At 45.8% G+C, this 25641-nt stretch carries 25 protein-coding genes; 15 read left to right on the top strand and 10 right to left on the bottom strand.

The window, feature by feature from the left end:
- The 5 genes from H525_RS23185 (at position 1) to H525_RS0107370 (ending at position 8261) form a co-directional block, all read left to right on the top strand.
- A complete protein-coding gene (locus H525_RS23185) occupies positions 1 to 1176 on the top strand; it encodes a glucose-1-phosphate adenylyltransferase (RefSeq protein WP_051330874.1) in 1176 nt (391 codons plus the stop codon).
- Positions 1177 to 1198: 22 nt separating this feature from the next.
- Positions 1199 to 2329 carry a glucose-1-phosphate adenylyltransferase subunit GlgD gene (glgD, locus tag H525_RS0107385; protein WP_027415686.1) on the top strand — a complete coding sequence of 377 codons (1131 nt, stop codon included), beginning with the start codon at positions 1199 to 1201 and terminating at the stop codon, positions 2327 to 2329.
- Between the two features lie 64 nt (positions 2330 to 2393).
- Positions 2394 to 3818: a glycogen synthase GlgA gene (gene glgA / locus H525_RS0107380; RefSeq protein WP_027415685.1), complete on the top strand. Its 1425-nt coding sequence runs from the start codon at positions 2394 to 2396 to the stop codon at positions 3816 to 3818.
- 13 nt (positions 3819 to 3831) lie between these two features.
- The gene (locus tag H525_RS0107375; protein WP_027415684.1) at positions 3832 to 6264 is read left to right on the top strand and encodes a glycogen/starch/alpha-glucan phosphorylase; all 2433 of its coding nucleotides are present in this window, start codon (positions 3832 to 3834) and stop codon (positions 6262 to 6264) included.
- Between the two features lie 20 nt (positions 6265 to 6284).
- A complete protein-coding gene (locus H525_RS0107370; RefSeq protein ID WP_027415683.1) occupies positions 6285 to 8261 on the top strand; it encodes a glycoside hydrolase family 13 protein in 1977 nt (658 codons plus the stop codon).
- A gap of 382 nt (positions 8262 to 8643) precedes the next feature.
- Here H525_RS0107370 and H525_RS0107365 read toward each other — a convergent pair whose 3' ends face one another.
- The gene (locus tag H525_RS0107365) at positions 8644 to 8976 is read right to left on the bottom strand and encodes a hypothetical protein (RefSeq protein ID WP_027415682.1); all 333 of its coding nucleotides are present in this window, start codon (positions 8974 to 8976) and stop codon (positions 8644 to 8646) included.
- Positions 8977 to 9140: 164 nt separating this feature from the next.
- A complete protein-coding gene (locus tag H525_RS28945; protein WP_281172585.1) occupies positions 9141 to 9263 on the bottom strand; it encodes a hypothetical protein in 123 nt (40 codons plus the stop codon).
- 325 nt (positions 9264 to 9588) lie between these two features.
- Here H525_RS28945 and H525_RS0107355 point away from each other — a divergent pair, with 325 nt between their 5' ends.
- The 6 genes from H525_RS0107355 to H525_RS23180 all read left to right on the top strand — a co-directional run bounded on the left by H525_RS0107355 (position 9589) and on the right by H525_RS23180 (position 14463).
- Positions 9589 to 10239: a ribonuclease H family protein gene (locus tag H525_RS0107355; protein WP_027415681.1), complete on the top strand. Its 651-nt coding sequence runs from the start codon at positions 9589 to 9591 to the stop codon at positions 10237 to 10239.
- Positions 10240 to 10398: 159 nt separating this feature from the next.
- Positions 10399 to 11760, top strand: a complete 1362-nt coding sequence (locus tag H525_RS0107350) for an aspartate kinase (RefSeq protein WP_027415680.1) — start codon at positions 10399 to 10401, stop codon at positions 11758 to 11760.
- 30 nt (positions 11761 to 11790) lie between these two features.
- Positions 11791 to 12885 (top strand): DUF3900 domain-containing protein, encoded by a 1095-nt coding sequence (locus H525_RS0107345; protein ID WP_027415679.1) that lies wholly within the window; start codon positions 11791 to 11793, stop codon positions 12883 to 12885.
- A 215-nt stretch (positions 12886 to 13100) separates the two neighbouring features.
- Entirely contained in the window at positions 13101 to 13772 is a 672-nt protein-coding gene (locus H525_RS0107340) for a GDSL-type esterase/lipase family protein (RefSeq protein WP_027415678.1), read from the top strand.
- A 33-nt stretch (positions 13773 to 13805) separates the two neighbouring features.
- Entirely contained in the window at positions 13806 to 13940 is a 135-nt protein-coding gene (locus tag H525_RS28940) for a hypothetical protein (RefSeq protein WP_281172584.1), read from the top strand.
- Between the two features lie 157 nt (positions 13941 to 14097).
- Positions 14098 to 14463 (top strand): Hsp20/alpha crystallin family protein, encoded by a 366-nt coding sequence (locus H525_RS23180; RefSeq protein ID WP_051330873.1) that lies wholly within the window; start codon positions 14098 to 14100, stop codon positions 14461 to 14463.
- A gap of 35 nt (positions 14464 to 14498) precedes the next feature.
- Here the strand turns inward: H525_RS23180 and H525_RS23175 are convergent, their stop codons facing one another.
- From H525_RS23175 to H525_RS0107305, 4 genes are all read right to left on the bottom strand, one after another.
- Positions 14499 to 15209, bottom strand: a complete 711-nt coding sequence (locus tag H525_RS23175) for a class I SAM-dependent methyltransferase (protein WP_051330872.1) — start codon at positions 15207 to 15209, stop codon at positions 14499 to 14501.
- A gap of 9 nt (positions 15210 to 15218) precedes the next feature.
- Positions 15219 to 16283, bottom strand: coding sequence for a S8 family peptidase (locus H525_RS23170; protein ID WP_051330871.1), 1065 nt, complete (start codon positions 16281 to 16283; stop codon positions 15219 to 15221).
- A 436-nt stretch (positions 16284 to 16719) separates the two neighbouring features.
- A complete protein-coding gene (locus tag H525_RS0107310; RefSeq protein ID WP_027415677.1) occupies positions 16720 to 17145 on the bottom strand; it encodes a GNAT family N-acetyltransferase in 426 nt (141 codons plus the stop codon).
- Positions 17146 to 17244: 99 nt separating this feature from the next.
- Complete coding sequence (locus H525_RS0107305; protein ID WP_027415676.1) at positions 17245 to 17571, bottom strand: hypothetical protein; 327 nt, start codon at positions 17569 to 17571, stop codon at positions 17245 to 17247.
- Positions 17572 to 17796: 225 nt separating this feature from the next.
- On the opposite strand from H525_RS0107305, the gene H525_RS27115 reads away from it, so the two are divergent.
- The 4 genes from H525_RS27115 (at position 17797) to H525_RS26095 (ending at position 20368) form a co-directional block, all read left to right on the top strand.
- A complete protein-coding gene (locus H525_RS27115) occupies positions 17797 to 17919 on the top strand; it encodes a sporulation protein YjcZ (RefSeq protein ID WP_155837182.1) in 123 nt (40 codons plus the stop codon).
- Positions 17920 to 18099: 180 nt separating this feature from the next.
- Positions 18100 to 18369 carry a stage VI sporulation protein F gene (locus H525_RS0107295; RefSeq protein ID WP_027415675.1) on the top strand — a complete coding sequence of 90 codons (270 nt, stop codon included), beginning with the start codon at positions 18100 to 18102 and terminating at the stop codon, positions 18367 to 18369.
- A 599-nt stretch (positions 18370 to 18968) separates the two neighbouring features.
- Positions 18969 to 19880 (top strand): agmatinase, encoded by a 912-nt coding sequence (gene speB, locus H525_RS0107290; protein WP_027415674.1) that lies wholly within the window; start codon positions 18969 to 18971, stop codon positions 19878 to 19880.
- Entirely contained in the window at positions 19877 to 20368 is a 492-nt protein-coding gene (locus H525_RS26095) for an NAD-dependent epimerase/dehydratase family protein (RefSeq protein WP_081413280.1), read from the top strand. Before speB ends, H525_RS26095 begins: the two co-directional genes overlap by 4 nt.
- Here H525_RS26095 and H525_RS0107285 read toward each other — a convergent pair.
- From H525_RS0107285 to H525_RS0107270, 4 genes are all read right to left on the bottom strand, one after another.
- Positions 20273 to 20833 (bottom strand): hypothetical protein, encoded by a 561-nt coding sequence (locus H525_RS0107285; protein ID WP_027415673.1) that lies wholly within the window; start codon positions 20831 to 20833, stop codon positions 20273 to 20275. The two genes, H525_RS26095 and H525_RS0107285, sit on opposite strands and share 96 nt — an antisense overlap.
- Before the next feature lie 204 nt (positions 20834 to 21037).
- Positions 21038 to 22507 carry a sigma-54-dependent transcriptional regulator gene (locus H525_RS0107280; protein ID WP_027415672.1) on the bottom strand — a complete coding sequence of 490 codons (1470 nt, stop codon included), beginning with the start codon at positions 22505 to 22507 and terminating at the stop codon, positions 21038 to 21040.
- 41 nt (positions 22508 to 22548) lie between these two features.
- Complete coding sequence (locus H525_RS0107275; protein ID WP_035100305.1) at positions 22549 to 24234, bottom strand: sensor histidine kinase; 1686 nt, start codon at positions 24232 to 24234, stop codon at positions 22549 to 22551.
- A gap of 10 nt (positions 24235 to 24244) precedes the next feature.
- Positions 24245 to 25393, bottom strand: a complete 1149-nt coding sequence (locus H525_RS0107270) for an iron-containing alcohol dehydrogenase (RefSeq protein WP_027415670.1) — start codon at positions 25391 to 25393, stop codon at positions 24245 to 24247.
- Between the last annotated feature and the right edge of the window lie 248 nt (positions 25394 to 25641).

Here is a 25641-nt window from a genome sequence, read left to right as displayed (position 1 = left end):
ATGAGAAAAAAGGAATGTGTGGCAATGCTGTTGGCCGGTGGGGAAGGAAGAAGACTGGGGGTACTAACGGAAAAGATTGCCAAGCCGGCGGTGCTGTTCGGCGGGAAATACCGGATTATTGACTTTACATTGAGCAATTGCACCAATTCAGGGCTCGATACGGTTGGCGTGCTCACCCAGTATCGCCCGCTTCTCTTACATTCCTATATCGGCATTGGAAGTGCCTGGGATCTGGATCGCAGCAGTGGAGGAGTCAGCGTGCTCCCGCCGTTTATTGAGCAAAAAGGCGGATGCTGGTATAAAGGCACGGCAAACGCTATCTATCAGAATATAGGCTTTATCGAACAATACGATCCAAAGTATGTGCTCATCATCTCAGGCGACCATATTTACAAAATGAACTATGGGCAGATGCTGAAATATCATAAAGAAAAAAAGGCGGAAGCAACCATCTCGGTTATCGAAGTGCCATGGGAAGAGGCGGGTCGGTTTGGCATTATGAGTACGAATGAAGAGGATAAAATCATAGAATTTGTTGAAAAACCGGAACTACCCGGTAGCAACCTGGCGTCTATGGGGATTTATATTTTTAATTGGGAGTTTCTAAAAAAATACTTAACCAAAGACGAGGAGAACGCGGCATCCAGCAATGATTTCGGTAAAGATATCATTCCGCTGATGCTGGGAGAAGGCCGCAAATTGTATGCGTATCCGTTTTCTGGTTACTGGAAGGATGTCGGTACTATAGATAGCCTGTGGAAAGCCAATATGGATCTGCTTGATGACCGTTCCCGCCTTGACCTCAATGACGATGATTGGCGCATTTATTCGGTGAACCCGAACCAGCCGCCGCAGTATATCGCTAGTGGGGCTCGCGTCCACCGCTCACTTATCAATGAAGGCTGCTCCGTTTTCGGCGCGGTGGATCACTCTGTTCTTTTTTACGGTGTCCGCGTCGGCGAGGGAAGCGTAATCAAAGATTCCGTAATCATGCCTAACGTACGAATAGGCGCAAATGCTATCGTAGAACGAGCCATTATTGGCGAGGGAACGGTGATTGAGGATGGGGTGACCGTCGGCAGCGGCGATGAGGCTGCGGAAATTACGGTTATCGGCGAAAAACAGACCGTGCGAAACCGATCCGTATTTGACGGCCGGGCGGTTAGCTCGAAATAAAAACCAGGGGAGGGACATACCGTTGGAACAAGTAATGGGTGTGATTAACCTCGGAAATGAATTTGATAGGTTAAATGAGTTGACGTATTTTCGCTGTCCCGCATCCGTACCCTTTGGCGGGCGCTATCGGATGATAGATTTCACACTTTCAAATATGGTGAATTCCGGCATACGTGATGCGGCCGTTTTAACACTCCATAAATACCGTTCTTTAATGGATCATTTGGGGACCGGTAAGGAATGGGACCTTGCGCGAAAACGCGGAGGATTGTTCATCCTGCCCCCGGCGTTTGACGTGACATCGGGGGTCTATAAAGGAGACTTGCAGAATTTTTTAGCCCATCTTGATTTTTTCCGCCGTGGGTCCCAGAAATATGTATTGATAGCGGGAAGCCAGATTATATGCAACATTGATTACTGCCAACCTTTCCTGTTCCATCAAAATGTTGGTGCGGATATTACCGTACTTTACAAAAAAATTGACCCGGGTGCTGCGGGGTATGAGCACTGCAAACGGCTGGAAATCGGTGAGGGAGGCCGGATAACGGCGATGGAGACTGCCGACGGCATGACGGATAGCGGAAAGGCGGATATCAGCAATGTTTTTATGGATATGTTCCTTATCGAAAAATCATTGCTGGTCGATATTATTCAAACTTGCGTTTCTCAGGGAAAATACGACTTTTTAAAGGATGGGATTAGCAATTATTTAAATAAGCTCGGCGTATATGGATATGAGTACCAGGGGTATATGGCGCCGGTTTATTCCGTTCAGGACTACTACCGGAATAGCATGAATCTGCTTGATCCCGGGATATGGAATGAGTTATTCCTGCGCCGTAGACTTATTTACACGAAAGTGAAGGATGAGCCGCCCGTAGAATACCTGGAAGGAGCCCGGGTGGAGAATTCGCTTGTTGCGAACGGCTGCGTGATTGAAGGAGAAGTGGAAAACAGCATACTGTTTCGCGGTGTGAAGGTGCGTAAAGGGGCCCGAATAAAAAATAGTATTATTCTGCAGCATTGTGACATCGAACCAAATGCCCGGATTGAGCATGCCATTATGGATAAAGACGCTTCGCTTACCGGGGGACGGATGCTGGCCGGAACACTCGACCACCCGCTCGTTGTCGCAAAGCGAATGGTTGTATAGCTTACACAGCAGGCGGGTTTAGTGTCTGCCGTCCAACATTTATATGAGAGAAGGTAGAAATGGTATGCAGGTGCTTTTTGTTGCGTCTGAGTGTGCCCCCTTTATTAAGACAGGTGGGTTAGCCGATGTCATAGGTTCTTTGCCGAAAGAACTAACGAAGCGGGGAACCGAGACGCGGGTCATCATGCCCAAATATGGAGACATCCCCGCGGCGTTTAAAGAGAAGATGGCGGTAAAAGGGGCATATACGGTAAGCGTCGGCTGGCGGCAACAGTACTGCGGCGTCGAGGAACTCGTACATGACGGGGTTCACTATTACTTTATCGACAACGAATATTACTTTAAGCGTCCAGGTATTTATGGATTCTATGATGAGGCGGAACGGTACGCATTTTTCTGCCGGGCCATTCTCGACGTTCTCCCTCATCTGGATTTTGTGCCCGATGTGCTGCACTGCCACGACTGGCACGCGGGTATGGTTAGCGTGCTGCTTAACGCCCAGTACCGGCATCTCCCGTTCTATCAAACCATTCGCACCGCCTTTACGATACATAATTTGAAGTATCAAGGGATCTTCCCGTATAGCATTCTTGGAAATTTGTTTGGGCTCGGTGACTCGTATTTTACGTACGATAAGGTGGAGTTCTACGGAGATGTCAATTATATGAAAGCAGGGCTAGTGTATTCGGACTTGTTGACGACCGTGAGCGAGACGTATGCGCAGGAAATACAAACTCCGTATTACGGGGAAAGGCTTGACGGCCTGCTGCGCGCAAAAAGGAATTCCCTGTTCGGCATCGTCAATGGGGTTGATTACGACGTATACAATCCAGCTACCGATCCGAATCTGTACGTAAATTACACGGACGCTGCCGGGAAGCAGATGAATAAAACAGCACTTCAGGATGAGTTGGGGCTTCCCGTTAATCCGGACATACCGGTCGTTGCACTTGTATCACGGCTTGTTCAGCAGAAAGGGCTCGATTTAATCGCTCATGTGCTGGAAGAAATACTGGAAATTGACCTGCAGCTCGTTGTACTTGGGACAGGAGAAGAAAAATATGAAGATCTTTTCCGGCACGTGATGCACCGCTGGCCGAACAAAGTATCTGCCCATTTTCTGTTTGATGAAGGGCTGGCCAGCCAAATCTATGCAGGGGCAGACATGTTTTTAATGCCGTCATTGTTTGAACCGTGCGGGATCGGACAACTGATTGCGCTTCGGTATCAAACCGTACCGATCGTCCGCGAAACAGGCGGGTTAAAGGATACCATACAGGCGTATAACCGGTATACCGGGGAAGGGAATGGTTTTAGCTTCGCCCATTATAATGCACACGACATGTTAGATACGATAAGGCAGGCGGTCCATTATTATCACGACAAAACCGTGTGGTTCGGCATTGTAAAAAATGGCCAAAATACTGATTATAGCTGGAATGAGTCAGCGAAACAGTATCAAAAGCTCTATGAGTGGGGGCAAAACTGAAAGGAGTAAATGTATGTTTTCAAATAAGGAAAGCTTTAAGAAAATCTTCATTAAACGTGTAGAAAGCATGCATGGGGAACCAGTGGAGTCCGCCGCACCTATGGACAGGTATACCGCGCTTGGGAGCATGATACGCGAACATATAAGCAAGAATTGGATTGCGACCAACTCCAGTTACCTGGAAAAAGGGGAAAAGCAACTGTATTACTTTTCAATGGAGTTTTTGCCCGGTAAATTTCTCGTGAGCAATCTTATTAACCTTGGTCTTAGGGATTTATGTAAAGAAGGTCTTGCAGAACTGGGAATTCATCTGGAAGAACTGGAAGCGCTCGAACCTGATGCAGGGCTGGGAAATGGCGGCCTTGGACGGCTCGCCGCCTGTTTCCTCGATTCTCTCGCCTCTTCCTATCTGCCCGGGCACGGGTGTGGCATTCGTTATAAATACGGCCTGTTCGAACAAAAAATCGTTGACGGCTATCAGGTGGAACTGCCGGAATACTGGTTAAAAGAAGGGAATGTATGGGAAATCTGCCGTTCCGACCGGGCGGTGGAAGTCCGTTTCGGCGGAAATGTGCGGATCGGGAACATAAACGGGCGTATGGTGTTTGAACATGAAAACTATGAGCCTGTACTGGCGGTCCCCTATGATATACCGGTTATCGGCTATCAAAATAAAACGGTCAATACGCTCCGGCTCTGGAGCGCCGAATCGACAATCAAGGACTTTGATTTTCAAACATTGAATGGCCGCGACTATCATAAAATGCTTGCCTACAAGCGATCTGTAGAACAAATTTCTGAATTTCTGTATCCGGATGACTCCTTCTACGAGGGAAAGATTTTACGCTTAAAGCAGCAGTATTTTCTCGTCTCCGCCGGCCTGCAGAGCATTATCCGCAGCTATAAAAAAACGCTCGGCGGTTCGCTCTGCCGCTTCCACGAAAAAGTGGCGATTCATATTAATGATACTCATCCGGTTCTGGCGATTCCGGAACTGATGCGCATTTTTATGGATGAAGAAGGCATGGGTTGGGACGAAGCCTGGCAGGTCACGACAAACACCGTTTCTTATACCAACCATACAACGCTGGTGGAAGCGCTGGAGAAATGGCCAATCGATATCATCAAGCCCCTCCTGCCGCGCATCTACATGATTATGGAGGAAATAAACGAACGGTTTTGCCGCGATTTGTGGAACCAATACCCGGGAGACTGGGATCGTATCAGCGAGATGGCCATTATCGGGGATGGCCAGGTGAGGATGGCCCATCTAGCAATCGTCGGCAGCCATAGCGTAAACGGTGTGGCTAAAATTCATACGGAAATCCTGAAAAAGCGGGAAATGAAAAATTTTTATGCGTTTACACCGGAAAAATTTAATAATAAAACGAATGGGATAACGCACCGCCGCTGGCTGCTCAAGGCGAACCCCGCGCTCGCACACTTAATTACGGATGTGATCGGTGAGAAATGGATCATGAATCCGTCTGACTTACTGAAGTTAACCGACTACAAGCGAGACGCTTCGTTTCAGGAAAGAGTGCGGGACGTTAAGCAGCAAAATAAATTATTGCTCGCGAAATTTATTAAGGAAAAAACGAACATTGACGTAGATGTCCATTCTATTTTTGATGTGCAAATCAAACGATTGCACGCATATAAACGTCAAATTCTTAATGTGCTCCATATCATGTATGTATACAACCGGCTGCGGGAAAATCCGGATTTGGATATCATACCGAGAACGTTTATTTTTGGCGCAAAAGCGGCACCCAGCTATTTTCTGGCGAAAAGGGTGATTAAGCTGATTAATACGGTGGCGTCCGTTGTCAATCACGACAAAACCATTCAGGATAAAATCAAGGTGGTATTTCTCGAAAATTACCGGGTGTCACTTGCTGAAAAAATTATCCCCGCTGCGGATGTGAGCGAGCAAATTTCTACCGCCAGCAAAGAAGCCTCCGGGACAGGCAACATGAAGTTGATGATGAACGGTGCGGTTACCATTGGCACACTCGACGGGGCGAATGTTGAAATTAAGGAAGAGGTTGGAGACGACAATATTTTTATATTCGGTCTGACGGCGGACGAAGTTTTTGCTTATAACAGGCATGGCGGCTACAGGGCGAAAGATATTTACAACAGCAACCACCGGATTGGCCGGGTGCTTGACCAGCTTGTAAACGGATTTCTCGGGGAAGAAGAGATGGAGTTTACCCATATTTATTACTCTCTGCTAACGAGTAATGATGAGTTTTTTGTCTTGAAGGATTTTGCTTCATACGCACAGGCGCATGAACAGGTCGATGCTGCGTTTCGCAGCAAACAGAAATGGCAGGAGATGGCGATTACTAATATTGCGCATTCCGGAAAATTTGCAAGCGACCGAACGATTTCCGAGTACGCGGCAGGCATCTGGAACATCAACCCGGTCATTATTTCTTAAATACAGAGAGGGGATGCCGAATGCTTGAGTGGATCATTCACGACTCGCACCACCCCATCTTTCGCGAGCCGTTCGGAAGCGTACCGTGCGGAACTGCAATCACTCTCCGGCTGCAGGTCAAGCAGCCTATTGATTCGGCCAGTCTGCTCCTGCATCAGGACGGGCAGCCGGTAGACGAGATTGTCATGAAGCCGGCAGCTTTTTTGCCGGAAGAATTGGAAAACAGGGGAGCGAAAGGCGGGAGCGGGGAATGGTATGAAGCGGTGGTGCTTGCCCCACAGACGTCGATGCTCCTATGGTACAGCTTTATCGTGCGCAAAGGCGGCGACAGCTTTTACTACAGCAATGTCACCGGGAAGGGCGGGCATGGCGGCATATCCGGCTTGCCTCTCTCTGATTATCAAATTACCGTTTACCGTGGGGAAGCAAGAACCCCTAACTGGTTTAAAGACAGCGTCATGTACCAGATATTTGTCGATCGTTTTTATAATGGAAATCCCGGGGGAAAGGTAAGCCACCCGAAGAAGGGGAGCGTTCTGCACGCGCATTGGGATGATGACCCGCTGTATATTCGCAACCCGGAAACGCGGGAGGTGATTTGCTGGGATTTCTTCGGCGGTAATCTGGCAGGTGTAAAAAAGAAGTTAAAATATTTAAAAGAGCTCGGGGTAACGGTGATTTATTTTAACCCTCTCTTTGAATCTCCGAGCAATCATAAATATGATACAGGCGATTACCTCGCGATTGACCCCATGTTTGGTGACAACGAATTGTTCCGGGAACTGTGTGAAAAGGCGGAAAAGATGGGCATTTCGGTGATTCTGGACGGTGTATTCAGCCATACCGGAAGCGACAGTGTGTATTTTAATAAGAAGGGAACGTACCCGTCTGTAGGGGCGTACCAATCGAAAGAATCTCCCTATTATTCATGGTATCTCTTTACCCGCTACCCCGATTCGTATGAATGCTGGTGGGACATCCATATCCTGCCGAATGTAAACGAGATGGAACCCGGTTACCTGGATTTTATCGTTACGGGTCACAACAGCGTGCTAAAAACATGGCAGCGCGCTGGAGCGCGGGGGTGGCGCCTGGACGTGGCTGATGAGCTGCCGGATGAATTCATTCAGCAATTCCGCAGCACGATGAAGAGGGAGGATCCGGAGTCGGTATTGATCGGGGAAGTGTGGGAAGACGCCACGAATAAAATCAGCTATGGCAGACGGCGCGCCTATCTCATGGGGGATGAGCTGGATTCCGTCATGAACTACCCGTTTCGCAGTGCCCTGCTTGATTTTATTACCGGCAAGCAGGATGCCCGTGCCATCTGCGCCACACTGATGAGCCTGTACGAGAACTATCCGCCGCATCATTTTTATACAGCGATGAATCTGCTCGGAAGCCATGATGTAACCCGCGTTCTGACTGTTCTGCGAGATTCGCTGCCGCCCGATTGGCCTGTTGAGGACAAAATAAATGTCAGCATAAACCAATTGAAACTTCTGGTGTTGTGGCAGATGACATTTCCTGGTGTTCCATGCATTTATTATGGCGACGAAGCCGGATTGGAAGGCGGGGAAGACCCGCTAAACCGCCGGACATACCCGTGGGGAAAGGAGAACCAGGAACTCCTTGCCTGGTACAAAAAAACGATCGCGCTGCGCCATGCGAACGACGTGTTAAAAACAGGCGAGTGGCGTTCCTTTTATTCTGGGGAAGACGTATACGGATATATCCGGTGGATTGCAGAAGGAAGAGACCGTTTTGGCAGGGAGCGGGAAAATAACCTCGCTATCTTGGTGTTTAATCGCCATAAAGAAGCGGGACGCACGGTTACGATCAACGTCGGGAACTGGCATACAGGTAAATTTTACGACGCCCTCGACCTCGCCGAATCCACCCCGATGGGACACTCGGTCTTTACCTCGAACGGGCGGCTGACCATTACCGTCCCGCCGATATCTGGGAAAGTTCTGTTTTCACCGATAAGACAGTAGGCTGGAAAGCAGATTGAAAGCCGGATGGGAGGTCGTGTTGGTCGCACGGCCTCAGTTCATCTAAAACAGGGACGTGTTTTTATCCGGGAGATTTAACGCTATATTTGAATTTTGCAGGTCGAGTTTTATCTGTTCCGATATATCATTAGCGTGGTAGAAACCTTTGTCCATCATGTACTTGCTTACCTGTTCATGGAACTCTTGGCCGCGACCAACAATAACCTGGTCAGTTCACGTGTTCATGCCTAACGCCCGGCCAAAGGCGCAAGCGATAGCTTTAGCTGTGCGTATAAAGACAAAGACAACCATGCCGCGAGACGGCACCACTGAAAAATGAAAAACGGGAAAGGCCTCCCGATAAACAACGGGAGGGAGGTAACTATTAGTGTTGACGATACTGGAATCCCTGTGGATTGACGGCAGCCGCACTGGCTACCACCTGTTCCATTGCACGCATATTCACTTCCATCTGTTGACACGTCTGCAGAACACGCTGCAGTTCTTGCATAAACATTTGACTGTCGCGAAGCGCAGTTTGGGCAATTTGCGCTGCTTCACGTTCTCTTTGGACGAGCTGCTGCAGAGTGACTGCATTTTGCTGCTCTTGTTGTAGAGACTGCTGGAACATTTGAGCGGATTGTTGCTCCCTTTGCATCAGCTGACTCACAATTTGTATGCATTGGTTCAATTGTTGGTAAAGAGCGCTGTTTGGCATGAAAATTCCTCCTAGACAAATTTTTGTTTTTGATACCGTAAATTATTGTTCGCCGTTTTTGATTTTTTATGATACTTGTTGAAATTTTTTTTTGAACCAGGTTTTGGATGAAGGAACTACCGGTGTGACGTCGAACGTAACCGATACAACCACGAATGCTGCTGTTAATACTGCGGCATCGCCACCGCCGGATCAGGAGACGCAAAACCAATGATAAAACCCCGATTTCGATCTTTTTCAGCCGAAATCGGGGTTTTTATGTTTTTTACACTTAGTGGCAGCATCATCTCGTTGTTGCTAGTCCCCCCTCTAAAAACATAAGAGTGACGGACATCCCGAGGGGGGAAGGCTACTTACACGCACCGGGATTTTTCGCCAACGCATGCGTCCGGACTACCAACCGGACTGAGATTTTACACTCCACACTTTATTATACAATATTTAATGGTTGATTAAACATAAGCGGATTATCGGAAATGATTGTTTAGTGCAAGCGAATATAACAATCAAGTTATACAGAGCAAACATCAACTCAGGAGGTAAAATGGGAAAGAATCGTTTATACTGAATGGTAACTATAACTTGCCAATCTTGAGAGAAGGTGAACGCCGGATGAATGTACTTATTGAGTGGACATACTGTGCGAATAAAGGAAAAAGCGTCCAGATGACGTCAGAAATGCTTTCGGCAGAAGAAGCGTTGCTGCTGGTTCGGGATATGGAAAAAACGGGCCGGGTCACGTCCCTGACTTTTATCGATGAGTCCGGAATCGGCTGGACGAAAAAAGAACTTGAAAAATATATAAAATCAGTGGAAACCGAGCCGCATAACGTGGTGGCATATTTTGACGGAGGATTTCACAAAGAAGATCAGACGGCAGGACTTGGCGCAGTCATATATTTTGAACAGGACGGTAAGTCGTACCGCATCCGGAAAAACGCGTATTTTGAACAAATCGGGTCTAACAATGAAGCTGAATTCGCTGCTTTCTGGCTCATTATTCGTGAACTGGAGGAGTTGGGTGTTCACCATATACCTGTTACGTTCCGTGGGGATTCCCAGGTTGTTATCAATCAGCTAAGCGGGGAGTGGCCCAGCTTTGGCGAGGTGAGCCGCTGGGTTGACCGCATCGAACAAAAAATAAAGGAACTTGGAATAGTTCCGCACTACGAAGCAATTTCCCGCAACGAAAACAAGGAAGCGCACCAGCTGGCGAACCAGGCGTTAAAGGGCGAAGCGATATCTGGCCGCATTCAGCTGTAAGATATTTATAAAAATAACCGATCCGGTGCATTCAATCGAACGATTTTATGGTATGCTTCCACTATATATAAAATCGAGAGGGTTTCTTTACTGCACAGCCTAAGGAAACCTGGGGAAATTATGAGTGGAACACGCACCACGGTTGGAGGGTATAACACGATGAAAGTTGCAAAATTTGGGGGAACGTCTTTAGCAAGCGCTGAACAAATCCGTAAAGTTTGTGATATTATTCTGGCGGACCCAGAGCGCCGGTTGATCGTCGTCTCGGCTCCGGGCAAGCGATCCAAAGATGACACGAAAGTAACCGACCTGTTAATTGCTTTGGCAGAATGCCACCTCAAAAATGAGGACACCGCGAAGGAGCTCGAAGCTGTGGTCAACCGCTACCGGGAGATTGCCCAAGGTCTTGAGCTTAATTCTGCAATCGTAAGCTTAATTGAATCGGATATAAGAGAAAGACTGAGCGCTAACACAAGCAATCCTGAACGTTTTATGGATGCCATTAAAGCAAGCGGGGAAGATAACAACGCAAAACTGGTGGCCCGTTTTCTGGCAAGCAAAGGGGTGGACGCTCATTACATAAACCCGAAAGACGCCGGGCTTATGCTGAGCGACGAGTACGGTAACGCCCAGGTTCTTCCGCAATCGTATGACAATCTTAAAAGCTTGCGTGACAGGTCGGGAATTTTGATTTTCCCGGGATTTTTTGGCTACTCACCTGACGGCACACTCGTTACACTGCCACGCGGCGGGTCGGATATTACCGGGTCGATTCTCGCTGCTGCCATCAAAGCCGAGCTGTATGAGAATTTTACCGATGTGGACTCGGTATTTTCCGCCAACCCCAATGTGGTTGACCATCCGCAGGAAATTAAGGAGTTAACGTACCGGGAGATGCGGGAACTTTCCTACGCCGGTTTTTCTGTGTTTCACGATGAAGCACTGTATCCTGCTTTCAGCGCGGGTATACCTGTCTGCGTTAAAAATACGAATAATCCAATGGCTCCCGGGACGATGATCGTGTTTGAGAGAAGAAGTTCAGCCAATCCTGTGGTAGGCATCGCGAGCGATAGCGGGTTTTGCAGTATTTATGTACGGAAATATTTAATGAATCGCGAAGTTGGGTTTGGCAGAAGAATGCTTCACATTTTGGAAGACGAAGGCATTTCTTATGAACATATGCCGTCCGGGATCGACGATGTGACGATTATTCTCCGGCAGGACCAATTGGATGTGGAAAAGGAAGCCCGCATTATAGCAAGGATTAGAGATGAGCTTGCCGCGGAAGATGTTGTGGTGGAGCATAATCTGGCTATGATTATGGTCGTAGGAGAAGGAATGCGCCATAATGTGGGAACGACGGCGCGCGCAACCGGAGCCCTGGCAAAGGCGCGGGTAAACATTGAAATGATTAACCAGGGTTCATCCGAAGTGAGCATGATGTTCGGCGTTAAAGCGGTTAATGCAGAAAAAGCGGTGGCAGCGCTGTATGATGAGTTTTTTGTACCGGTCAGGGTATAACAGTGAATTAGAGGAGCTGTTATAACCGTTATGGATTTTATCATTCAATATTTATCCTTTTTTGTGATTCGGGTAGAAGGCCAGGGGGCCAACCCCGAGAAATCGTATAAGCATTACCAGACACTCGATGAAGTGAGTTACCCCGACAGTGAGATTCATTCCTTCCTCGAAGGAGAACTTATGCGGATTGCGAAGAGAAAAGTAGAACGGCACCCAAAAACCGAACAGGTGCCGACAAAGATTGGCCGCTTTATGGCAGAACCAGGATTTGGACTCGAAAGCAATCCAAACTATAACCTGTTCAGCAGGATTTTACGATCCACCGACAAAGCGGACTTCCAGTCAAACAGTGAAGAATTAGTCAGAGCTTACATGGACACGAACGCGATACGGGGTGGGGCGCTCATTGTGATCCGGGCCAAGTTAAATCAGTATTTCGACGACCCCTTTTTATTTGTATTAAAGTGCGACTTTGAACAAAAAATCGCCACGATTGCCGATGAACGGCGCTTGATACGCCAGGTTGAAATGGCCATCAATGCGAAAAACATAAAGTCCATCCAGTATCCGTATATGCCTGAGGAGGGAATGGTTGAAGAGTGGGAATTAAAAATTCACCAGTCTTCCCATGCCCGCTATTTCGAAGACTTTCTCAAGTTTGTCACCTATGAAAAATCAGTCCCTGAAATTATGAACCGTCAGGTGTTAACTATGGTACAGGAGCATATTGTGGCAACGACCGAGGAAAACAGCGACATCCGCACGAAAGAAGAGGAAGAAATGGAGATCTGGGCGGCCAGTCCCCAGCGTAATTTGCAGGAGAAGTGGGGGACCGAGCAAGTGATGGAAGCGAATGCGGTCCTTGTTGAACAGAAGCCGGATTTAGAGATGAAGTTAAAGCTCGACCATGTTTCGGTTAAAGGCCTGCTTGCCGATTTCGGGGAATGCATTCACATTGCCAGGTTGGGGGACCGGTATGTGCTGCTGATTGAGGGAGACCATTTTCAGTTTGAGAAGGGGGTATCCCCAGTTGAACTATTGCGGCCCGACCAGATGCAGGATGTGCTCGAAAAAATCGAACGAAAGCAGCGACTCACTGTGTCTGACGATGCACTCCCGTTCTAAATCACACAGAATCATAGCCATTCCGCTATTTCACAAACTGGATTAAAAAGTAGAAGCAGCAGGATTCGTCCTGCTGCTTCTTTTCATATTGGTGCACAGCTATAACATGACATACGTAGGTATTCGCGTTTTTTTATTTTCAAAGGCCGGTGTTTATACAACGTGTGAAAAGCTTGAATATTTTGGTATAGAGAGGTGAAGGAGGAGGCGGTTTCATGCCCGGTCGTAAGCTAAGGTATACAGCCTTGGGCGACTCCATTGCACGGGGAATAGGGGCAACGAAACAGTATGGATATGTATATTTTTTTCGTGATTTTCTGCAAAAAAAACATGGGGATATTCATCTGAGCAACCGGGCTATTTCAGGTATAAAAAGTTCAGTTTTGCTCGCTCAGCTGAAATTTGACCCGATTACCCGATATGCCGTAAAAAATGCTGAAGTCATAACGATTAGTATCGGTGGAAACAATCTGCTCGTCGGTGCGCGGGCAAATTATTATTCCATCTCTGATTCCCGTGCAAATACCGGAGTGGTGAACTTTAAAAAGGATTGGTTGAAAATCCTCCATGAGATTCGGCAGGGGATAAAATCAAACGCAAAAATTTATACCATGACGATTTATAATCCGTTTAAAGGTGACGACGAAAATTATAAAGTAGCCAATAACTATATTCACCAGATTAATGCAGAAATACGGGACCAAACACTCATAGCGAACTACAACTATAAGATTGCAGATGTATACAACGATTTTAAAGGAAGAGTCAAACACGGAACCTGGAAAGTTTGTGTAAAAACTCACTTCAGTGAGAAGATTCGGGACCCGCATCCAACTGATATAGGACATAAAGACATTTCACGCTCTCACGAAAAAATCTATCAATAGAAGCAACAGTGATGTTGGGAGGAGGGGATTTAATTGGGGATCAATTGGATTCAAATTATCGCCTATGTTTTTAGATTAATTAAAGCCGGCTTTACGAAAGAAAACGCAGTGTCTTCCGTAGCCGAAAAATTCGGTGTAAGCAAAAGTGAAATCAAAAAGAAAATGTGAGTACAACTAAGGCTAACGCCTGCGCCTTTGGCCTGCGCTAGCCAAATTTTCTTTACAATTTTTGCCCAAAATACATAAACAGGGCTTTTGCCCATACACGAATGTACAGATATACATATTGTAGGTGTAGAGTCATCAAAGGGGAGGGGTGATAAACTTGTTTGATAATTTAGATTCGCTCGTCGTTAAAATTGATGTCCAGGAATCAGAGGTATTGATAGCAGCGAAGCTGCCCGGTTTTAAGCGGGAAGAAATAGAGGTTGAAATTCTAGATAAAGCTTTACGTATAGCAGCTAAACGCAGAGTAGAAGTAGAAAAGAAAACAGAGATCCACTACCATCTGGAACGGGATGAAAAGTATATGGAACGCATTATTCCGTACCCGACAGATGTGAAAGAACAAGACATGAAAGCCGCTTATAAGGATGGAATTCTCACCATCCAAATCCCCAAGCGGAAAGCAGGAGAAGTGAAGCGGCCTGAAGTGAAGCGGCATGTTCGCCGGTTTGTCACGGTAGAATAACGGCAAAAGAGCTCAATTACGAGCTCTTTTGCTGTTTATTTTGTAGCCTCAAAACATGTAAAGCCGAGGTAGGGTGAACTTTTTAGCAGCAGCTGGTTATTGTCCATAAGCAGTTTCCACTCTTGCGGTGTTAAATAGATTTGTTTGGATAGCGGATCCATTGTTGAAGTGGGTACAAAAGAACGGACCGTCGAGTGGGTAACCTTGGAAAATCCTGCGCTGTACAGATAGGTAGCCATTTCCCGTGCAGAATGAAGCGATTTAATTCCGTAAAAATCCTGAACTTCTTTCCGAAGGGATGTGGGCATCCTGTTCGAAGTTACCGTTTCAATCGCAATAAATTTTCCGCCTGGGCGCAACACCCGGTTAACCTCTTTTAGCGTGGCTTTTATTGGGACGAAAAAAAGGACCGATTCGGATAGAACCATATCGAAGGAATAGTGGTTGAAGGGAATCTGCGTAATATCGGCGACCAAAAACTGAGTTTCTTTCGTGACCTGTTTTTTTGCGGCTAAATTTTTTGCGGAATGAATCATCGCGTGCTGAAAATCAATGCCGGTTACCATACATTTGTACTTGGAGGCTAGATACGTACTCGTCTCCCCATAGCCGCATCCCGCATCCAGTACCCTTGTTCCAGGAGGCAATGCCAGCGATGCCAGAACCTTCTGGGTGTAGGCGAATCCGCCCGGGTGGAAGGAACCTTTCCCTAATCTGGTCAACAATTTCAAATAATTACTAGTCATTACAATCTCTCACCTTCCTCTAGAGAGAGGGGTAAGATTAAGCACTCCATGACCATATTCGCGCAATGCCCCCATCCTACTTTGTAATTGCATAAAATATCTTTTGGCCATGGATGACTGCATGTTTGGATGAAGACTCATGAGAAGAGCGGCGCTACCGCTAACATGAGCTGCTGACATAGACGTTCCGCTCTCCGTTTTATAGCCGCCTCCTAACCATGTACTTCGAATGTCCACACCGGGGGCCATGATATCGAGTCGGTTGCCTGTGCTTGAGAAAGAAGCCCTCTTCATGTTGCGGTCGACAGCTCCGACGGAAATTACCCAGGGGAATCGCGCCGGGTAGTCAATGTTGTTTACGATGCGGTCCCGCTTTCCTTCATTTCCAGCGGAAGCCACCATGATAACCCCTCGCTGGAAGGCCATCCGTGTAGCCTGTTCAAAAGCCTGGCTATATTTACTACTGCCAAGGCTCATATTCAGCACTTGAATTTTATTATCGATCGCCCATTCAATTCCTTTAATGGTATCACTGACTCTTCCGCTTCCATTATGATCCATTACTTTAATTCCGTATAGTGATGCGAGGGGGGCGACACCAAATAAGCCGGCTCTTGCGTTGGCTGAAGCAATTGTTCCTGCAATGTGGGTTCCGTGCCCGTTATCATCTCTAAAATTACGGTTTTGCGCGATAATATTGTATCCCCCGGCGACCCGCCCGCGCAGTGCCGGGTGGGTATAATCAATTCCTGTGTCCAATACGCCTACCCTGATTCCGCTTCCCTGGCTTTTTGGCCACACTAAAGGGGCTTTGATTACTTCAATATTCCATGGAACATTCAAAGCCACCTGATTTCCTGCATGTGTATGAGTTTTATGAACACGAATATGGACATCTTCCTCAATATGAGAAATACAAGGATGATTTTTTAAGTTTTTCATATTTTCGATTTCCGCAACAATGAAAGGAAAATATTTATGGCAATGAAGAATATGAACACCACCGTGCTTAATACATGTTTCACGGGCCTGATCGATGGAAGTCTTGGTATGAATGAGGTATCGCTTAATCATGCACCAGTCTCCTTTCTATAAATGTTACTTACAGCATATGAAAAGAAACGGAGATTCGAGAGGTAACAGAAGCGGATTTCCGCAGCAAAAATGATAAATAACTCTGTTGTAAGGGGATACGTGCGGATAGATGGAGCAGACTTTCACCCAGACAGGGCGGGTGACTATACACTTTCGCTGAGATTCGCATATTTTGTTTTAGCAGATGAGAGAGGAGAAAATGAGGTATGGGGTTTAATTTTTTTGAAGAACTGACCGTACAGAATATTGTCGTAGCGGTACTGATTATTTTAATTCTCGTTTTTGCTTTTAGTGCGTTCTTTCATTCATAGAGATCACCAGTATCTACCTCTACATTTTTCAAATATTTATCGTAAAGAAAAAAGACGGCTTATACAATGGGTCGTCTTTTTTCTTGGTTTCTTCTGCTGCTTATTTATTTAATCGTTTTCTTCATAGCATAATGGCTGGGGACCTCACCGACAATTGAAAATCCGTTTTTATGATAAGCCCTAATCGCTTGCTTATTTGTTTTGTAAACATGAAGGGTGAGACCATTGAGGTTGTTTTCCTGCACTTTCTTCTGCAGCCATTTAAAAATTTTTCCGCTGATTCCTTTGTTCTGCATGGCGGGATCAAGGGCAAGTGAATCAATATACAGAAAATCGTTACGGGGGCGAAAGGAGACAAATCCGATTCGTTCAGTACCATTATAAATCATATAGGTTTGATTGATTTTGATTTTATGTCTGACTTCCTGATCGTAGATTCTCCTTGAAAAATAGGCCCCGATTTCATTCTGGGTTAAACGGAGGATATAAGGAAAATCATTTTCAGTATATTTCGAAGCAATAAGACGCATGCTACAGCCTCCTTCCTATGTCATTCCGCGAATGAAAGAAAAACCCATGGACTTGTGAAATCCATGGGGATAAGACTGCGGTTCCGGTACTATGATAGGTTACCACCAGAGGAGCAGTCCGAGTGCGAGGAGCCACCAGAAGGGTAACCACCATCTGGCGTAGCCGGGATAATACCCACCACCGTAGTATGGATATCTATAGGGATATCCGTAGTAATATTGTGCGGCCGTAAGGTTTTCTTGTGATTTTACGCTTTTCTCAATCACCTTGATAGGTCCTGAAGGGCTGTAGTGAGAGGGCAATAAAACGGTTATTCCCTGACCATCAACACTTTCAATTTTACCGTGGTACGTACCGGATTTGGTGTTGATTAACATCCAGTTGCCAATATTCTTTTGGGCAGATTGCATTAGATTAGTATTCATTTTTTATCCTCCTTTCCCTAAGCTTTTTTCAGCTTGCTATACAGTATATGGGTCAAGAGAAACTCCCGATATGGTTGGTTCACCTAATTTTATAACTTCACGCTGTTTCAGCCGGGATCGCTTAGGCACGAGATTGTATATATCACTATAATCAGGCTGTAGCCCATACAGAAAAGAGTGGGGCAGCATACCATACTAAGGAACAAGAGAAAGGAGGCGTTATACATGTCAGGCTTTGGAAGTTTTTTTGGTCCGGGAAATGAAATCGGGGTCATTCTGGTACTCTTCATTTTAATCGCAGTCATTGCATGTTCCTGCTATGGTTTTGCGGCAGGAGGAGGCGTTTAATAGATAGCGGAGGATGAAGGTGCAAAGGGGAAGCGGCGGTGTCCGTACTTCCCCGCCTTATTTGTAGGGATTACGGCAGCCGCCTATACAAGATCTTATCCTTTTACATACTATGTCAACATATAAGTGAAGAGGAGGACAGCAGAGAGATGACCGACTGCATGATGGGGGGTGACAGGAATGGATAATAAAATCCCAAAAAAAATTATTGATAAATTGCAGGACAAAAATGTAGATCCGTCTAAACTCGAACGTCTGGCCGGGACACTAAAACAGGGCGATTTGAATGACGAGCAGAAAGTTCGTCAGTTAATTCGCCAATTAGGTGCCATTGCGAATATATCCATTGACAAGGAAAAAGAAGATCGCATTTTTTACTATATAAAGAAATACAACATTCAGGGAAGCAATTTAAAATCGCTAACCAAATTGTTGCAAAATAAATTGTAAGAGTAAATAATAAAAGAGCTCCTCTAGGGGCTCTTTTATTGTTTTTCTTCCGATCGGATTTTCGTTTTCATCCCGCGTGTGGACAAAATTCGACGATTGCCGATACAATTTACTTTTTCATCCAAGTATAATAAGAGTATAAATAAGCGAAAGGTTTGATAAAAAATGGATGTAGTCCGCTATGTTCCTGCGAGAACAACAGAGCGCGGATATCAATCACCTAAACTGTATGGCATATGTGAAGTGTGCGGAGAGGAATTCCAAGGCGGAAGTGATGAGCCCAATCTATGTGCTCAGCATAGAGAAATACAGCCGATGAGAGTTTTACTAATATATATATGCCCATTTTGTGGAGCTAAAATAGATGAAAAGCCTGAATGCCTCAACTGTGGAGCCGCGTTTACCGTATTTGGAAATATTCATGACGCCTACGCAGTACGAGCGAAAAGGTAATTAGGCTGACGTAAGTCTTGGTTAGAAATTTCGAGACCTTCTTTGGCAAAATACAAATGAATCGAAATAGTCCGCGCCACTGTTTATAGTGATTTCGGGCTATTTTTTGATTTAACCTGATGCAAAATTACATCAACTGATGCGGTATCGCATATATTCAATTAATCACATTCGTTTGTTTCGAATTAGACATTAGATTAACGTTTGTTATCCTTGGGGCCCCGTTTGATACGGCAGCAAGCTACCGTTCCGGAGCGAGATTCGGCCCGGAAGCGATTCGCAGAACGTCTGCCCTGCTTCGTCCGGCAAATGTTTTTCACCATATTCGACCAGTTGATTACCTGAACGGGGTAGACGGTGGAGATATTATGATTATTCCCGGTAATACCAAGAGCAGTCATTTAAACATAACGGAACATGTTAAAGCGTGGGCTGAGAAGGGAACCGTTCCTATTGTGCTGGGAGGTGACCATTCTGTTTCCTTGCCGGAGTTAAGGGCTATTTCTGCTGTTCACGGTCCTCTGTCACTCATTCATTTTGATGCGCATGGAGACACATGGGATGAGTACTGGGGTGAAAAATACACGCACGGTACTCCGTTCCGGCGGGCTATTGAAGAAGGGCTGATCGATCCGTACCGTTCCATTCAGATTGGGATGAGGGGAACCGTGTATCATCCGGACGATATTGAGGAGGCGCGCACACTGGGTCTGCAGGTTATTACAGCAGACGAGGTAAGGGAAATTGGGTTGCCGGAAACCATGCAGCAGGTCTGTCAGCGTGTTGGACAGTCGAAAGTTTTCCTTACATTCGATATTGATTTTCTTGACCCGGTATACGCCCCGGGAACCGGCACGCCTGAAATTGCCGGTTTTTCCAGCACGGAAGCGCAATATATGCTACGGAAACTTGCCGGTTTGCAGTTCGTTGGCTTTGATCTTGTGGAGGTTCTTCCAGCCCTTGATCCATCGGAAGTTACCGCTCTTACTGCCGCAACCGTTGTATTTGAATTTCTCAGCCTCCTTGCGGTAGCAAAAAGGGATGGTGGACAACAATGAGGGTTCTGGTAACAGGCGGTATGGGATTTCTTGGTCGCACGCTTGTGAGAATACTTAGCAGTGAAGGCCACACCGTGGTGAGCTACGATAGGCGGACAGGAAATAATAATGAAAATGAGAGAGTATCGTATGTCCAGGGGGATTTAGCAGATTTACCGCTTCTAGTAGAGACGATCCGCAAAAATCAAATTCATACTGTGATTCATACGGCTGCTATTTCACATCCGTATTTTTCCCGGGAGATTCCTTACCAGACTGTTATGACGAATGCGGTAGGAACCACTCATGTATTTGAAGCCTGCCGGTTATCGAACGTGAAACGTGTCGTTAATTTCAGTTCTGAGTGCGCCTACGGAAATAATGCAGAACAAGAGGTTGTTGAGTCAGGCGAATCAGGGCGACAGGCGGGACGGAGCCGGGTCGCTTTCAAAATTTTGATCAAGAATGACCGGCGGGTCAGGCTGTTCATCAAGCAGTTGATGTTCTAAACTCTGGCTCATATCCATCAATTCGGCGTTGATTTCATGGAGCAATTGGATGATGTTTTCATATTCTCTATACGCTTGCACGGAATAGTAAGCGCCCGCATTCATCGTTTGTTGTTCGGAATCTGAAACAGACTCAAACTGTTCCTTGTGCGGGCCCAGAGCAGAACGATAATTGGTAACAACGGCACCCTCAGCTTGTTCGATTTGTCCGGTGATCGTTTGAATCGCTGTTCGTATAGTCGTTATGTTTTGTCTAGCCTGATCCACCTGTTCACTCGTTAGATTTCCGTTCGACTGCATCTGGTTCACTTCAACGGTTAAAGGCCCGATGGCCTGTTGAAGCGCCGGAAAGGTTTGAAAAACAGCCTGGTTATTTGCGTTCATTTCTGCGGGAGTCAAGGATTGAAGAGACTGCTGAAGTTCCTGTAAAAGAGTATGTAAACGCTCAGTATTTGTATTTTCCATCTCATCACCTGCTAAACATTAATCTTAGTAAAAGGGTTTGCACAGCTTGCTAAAATTATGTGGGCAATTTTTCGTCGGGAGACAAACGGGGTGGCACGTGGAACAAAAAGCTAAGCAAAAAGATCCGCGCCCGATTATGCAAAAAATGGGGACAAAAATACCCCTTTTTTTAGCGTAAGCCTGTTTTGTATAGAGGTTAGGCGGTTACGTATGACCTTTGCCCTTTTCATTTAGCAGGTAGCGAAGAGTGCGGGGACTGATATTGAGCATTCGGGAAGCTTCCTGGCGATTGCCGAACGTTTCGCGAAGTGCCTTTTTGACAAAAGCATCGTGTACAACCTGTTCCAGTTTACTGGTTTGTTCCACAATGGTTGGATAATCGATAATATGCTTGCTGTTCCACTGAAAGATAATATTTTCTTTCCAGTCGTCAAGAAATTGATCGAGATGGGGAGAACTCTGCAATTCAATTTTTTCGCTGTTTTGCGCGTTACTTGAACGGTGAGGAAGAGCGTCTGATTTTGTAAGCGAAAGTGGCAAATAGTCCGCTGTGATGATTTTTGTTTCTCCGTCTGCCAATGTAATTGCCCGGGTAATCACGTTCGATAGTTCGCGTACGTTGCCCGGCCACTCGTAGCGCTGCATCGCCTCCATTGCATCCTGGGAAAAGGTAAGCTCATTCCCTGTATGTCGTTTTAAAAAATGGTTGATTAGATAAGGGATATCCTCTTTTCGTTGGCGGAGGGGCGGGATGTGCAGCTTCACCACATCCAACCGGTATAATAAATCTTCACGGAATTTTCCAAGCCTTACTGCTTCGCTTAAATTTATATGGGATGCTGCAATAATGCGAGCATCGGTGTGGATATGCTTTTCGCTGCCAACACGCATAAATTCCCGCGTTTCCAGAACACGTAATAATTTTACCTGAATGGAAGGGGAGGCATCACCGATCTCATCAAGAAACAGCGTTCCTTTGCTTGCAATTTCAAACAGCCCTTTCCGAAGCTGCGTGGCCCCTGTGAAGGCTCCTTTCTCATGCCCGAACAACTCGCTCTCTAATAAGGTTTCCGTCAGTGCCCCGCAGTTGACACCAATAAAAGGATGATTAAGGCGAAGGCTGGCTTGATGTATAAAACGGGCAAGGACTTCTTTTCCGGTACCGGTCTCTCCTTCAATCAGAACGTTCACATTTTTTCTGGCTATTTTATAGGCAAGGGTAAAAAGATTACGCATCCCGATGCTTGTTCCGATAACAAAACCCGTTTGTTCGGCTAAATCAACAGGCTCATCCTGCTCGGAATTTATTTCCGGCGCCAGCATTTTATCAATGGTTTTTTCGAGTTCTCCAATGTCGTCAAAGGGTTTTTCAATATAGTCGTCGGCGCCAAGCCGAATGGCGTCTAAAGCCGATTTTACCGTGCTGTACCCTGTCATGATGATAACTTTGCAAGCCGGGTTTTTTTGTTTTAAAATCTTAAGAATCTCAATTCCATTCGTATCGGGCAACTTTAAATCTACGATGGCCAACTGATATGATTCACTGGCTATTGAAGTGTGTACCTCCTCCCCAGTGGAAGCAAAGAAAATGTGGAAGTCTTTTTTGCGGCTTAACAGATAGGAAAAAAAGTTTTGCACTTCGTTATCATCATCGACGATTAAAATACGTGCCAATTGAACCCCTCTTTTCTACTCGTCATTTTTAGCAGGTCAGGCTACGCGTCTTCTTTACCGGAGATGGGGAGGAGGAGAGTAAACGTGCTCCCATTCCCCGCTTTGCTTTCGACTTCAATCGTTCCTCCGTGTGATTTTGCGATCCCCAGACTCACAGATAAACCGAGCCCTGTTCCTTTTTGTAGTTCCTTCGTGGTAAAAAAAGGATGAAAAATTTCACCCATCTCTCTTTCTTTTATCCCGCAGCCGTTATCCTGCACTTGTAAAAAAACCAGATCTCCCTGCTCAGTTTTTTTATTGCCGGTTCGGATGACAATGATTTTATTTTCCTCCCTCGTTTCACTAAGCGCATCTTTCGCGTTTAACAGGAGATTAAGAATGATTTGTTCAATTTGCTGTTGGTTTCCTTCAATTGAATGTAAGTCAGGCTCGAATTCGGTAATAATCCGAATATTATTTTTTTCAATTTGATAACTTACCAGGCTTAGCACTTGCTCAACAGCTAGGTTAAGGGAACATTCATGAAATAAATAATCATCCTGCCGTGAAAAAGTGAGGAGATTCTGGATGATGCTTTTGCATCGCTTTCCGCAGTTGAATATACTGTGCAGCAACTGCTGTTCAGGGCTATTCGTTTCCTTATCCCTCAGAAGAAGCTGGGTATTGCCGAGAATGGCCGTTAACGGATTGTTTAATTCATGGGCTATACCTGCTGCCATCTCACCAATGGCCGCCAGTTTTCCAGATTGAATAAGCTGGGCTTCAATATGTAACTTTTTTGTAACGTCCTTAATGTACAGAATGGCTCCATACATCCGGTTTTCTTCGTCAAGCACAGGGTAGACAAATATATCGCATATCCGGTTCCCCACAAGAGTTAACTGGCAGTAAACGGTTTGTTGTGATTGGTAGCTTTCCGTCAACGGACAGATAGGGTAGGAGAAATCGCTGCCATACAACAGTTTATAATATTTTTGCCCGTAGATGTCTTCCTCCGGTATACGCAAGAATGTGCTCACAGCCTGGTTAAAACGCAGAATGGTATAGTCCATGTCTATATACAGGAGTAGATCGGTGACGGCGCTAAATGTTTTTTCCCACTCTTTTTTCCCCTGGAGCACTTCATTATATAAACGGGCGTTTTCAATACAGACAGCCAGCTGATCGGCTAATTGTTGAAGAAAAGCTAAGTCAGACTCGTCATACGTAAACGGAATGCTGCATCCCAGGCTTACTACACCAATTGCCTGTCGCTTACTAAAGAGTGGGATGAGCAGGAGCTGCGAGATAGAAAAATTCCGCAGTACCTTCTCTTCCGTGTACATGCTGTCCGTTTCCGGGGTAGTCGAAATATGATAAATTACCGCTTTTTTTCCTTGAATGGCTTTCCAATAAAGCGAATTTTCTTTTTCAAGCACGGTTCCGGGCGGCAGGGCGGTTAATTTCTGAGGGTAGACATTGCTTATCACGAGTTCGCCTTTTTCCAGCGTAGATAAAGAAAGACGGGTAAACGATAAAATTCGCCTTAATTTATGAGCAACGTTTTGCAGCATATCATCTAACGACATATCAACGTTAAAGCTTTTAACGACTTCATTAATAATTTCAAGCTGCATATTTTTCTTCTGAATTTCAAGGATATTTTTTTTCAATTCATTGTAATAATTGCGCCGGGAGGATTTAACTCCCGTAAGAAGCTGTATCATTTCTTCTTTATTTTCTATCATGGCCTGTCACCTACAATGCTTTGCGAAATATTCGATCCAAATCGCTTACCGTCACATCACGCGGATTAGTAAGAATACAAACATCTTCTAGGGCCGCCTGACTCATCCTGGGGATGTATTCTTCTTTTAGCCCAATTTCAGAAAGGCACAGTGGAATTTCAATATCCAGTGCAAGTTGTTTCACATGCAGAATGGCGAGTCTTCCCGCTTCTGCACTCGTCAAACCGGCAATGTTGATTCCCATTAATTGAGCCATCTCCATGAATTTGTCAGGTGCCGCAAGAAGATTGAATTCCATTACATAAGGCAATAAAATAGCATTTAATTTACCATGAGGCATGTCTAAATATCCGCCGACAGCGTGCGACATCGCGTGAACGGCACCGAGAATAGCGTTAGAGAAGGCAAGGCCTGCCTGTATGCTGGCCATCGCCATTGCTGTTTTTGCTTCCTCATTCGTATGGGAAGCGGTGGAAGGACGCAAATATTTCGCGACCAGGGTGAGAGCGTTCTTTGCCTGAACGTCCGTCAAGGGAGTGGCGGCCAAACTGACGAACGCTTCGATCGCATGGGTCAATACATCCATTCCGGTTTCTGCAGTTAATTCCCGATTTTTTGTCACTAGAGTATAAGGATCGGTGATGGCGATATCTGGTACGAGTGATTTTGAGACAATCGTCATTTTTACCTGGCGTACGGAATCGACAATGACGGAGAACTGTGAAACTTCTGCTCCCGACCCTGCTGTAGTGGGGAGCATAACGAGCGGTGGAAGAGGATACTGAATTTTATCGACGCCTTCATAATCATGAATGTTTCCGCCATTGGTAGCCAGTATGGAAATCGCTTTAGCCGCGTCGATCGCACTGCCGCCACCTACTCCGATCACGGCATCACATTCGGACGCTAGATAGACTTTCACTCCTTTTGTAATCTCATAGTCTTTAGGATTCGGTGTTATTTCGCAAAAAATTTCATAAGGTAAGTGAGAAGAGCGGCAGACGGAGGTCACTTTGTCAACCCAGCCGGCTTCCATAACCCCGGGATCACTGACAATAAATACTTTTTTCGCTCCTAAGCGCAAACAGCATTCCCCTACCTGGCTCAATGCTCCTTTTCCAAAGATAATTTCCGGCGTCACAAATTTTGAAATGTGCATCCTCCATGCTCTCCTTCCAATCTATTGTCCAGGTGTGCCGAAAAATCGGCTGAAAACGGCAAAACATTGCCGGTGTTTCTTGATCTCGTATAAAAAATACCGGCCTGGGACGTTTAAAAGCACGATAACTCCAGCGAGTCGGTTAAATACTTCCAGTTTTTTATGTTGGCATGCGGTTTGCATTACCGATAGTTAGAAAGCGATTACATACTCCTAAGGGAGGTGTTGAAAAAACTGTTTATTTCTAA

Origin of the sequence: Aneurinibacillus terranovensis DSM 18919 (genome assembly GCF_000430625.1) — a bacterium.
GTDB lineage: Bacteria > Bacillota > Bacilli > Aneurinibacillales > Aneurinibacillaceae > Aneurinibacillus_B > Aneurinibacillus_B terranovensis.
The sequence above is the reverse complement of the archived record's forward strand: the minus strand, read 5'-3'. Positions and strand labels throughout refer to the sequence as shown.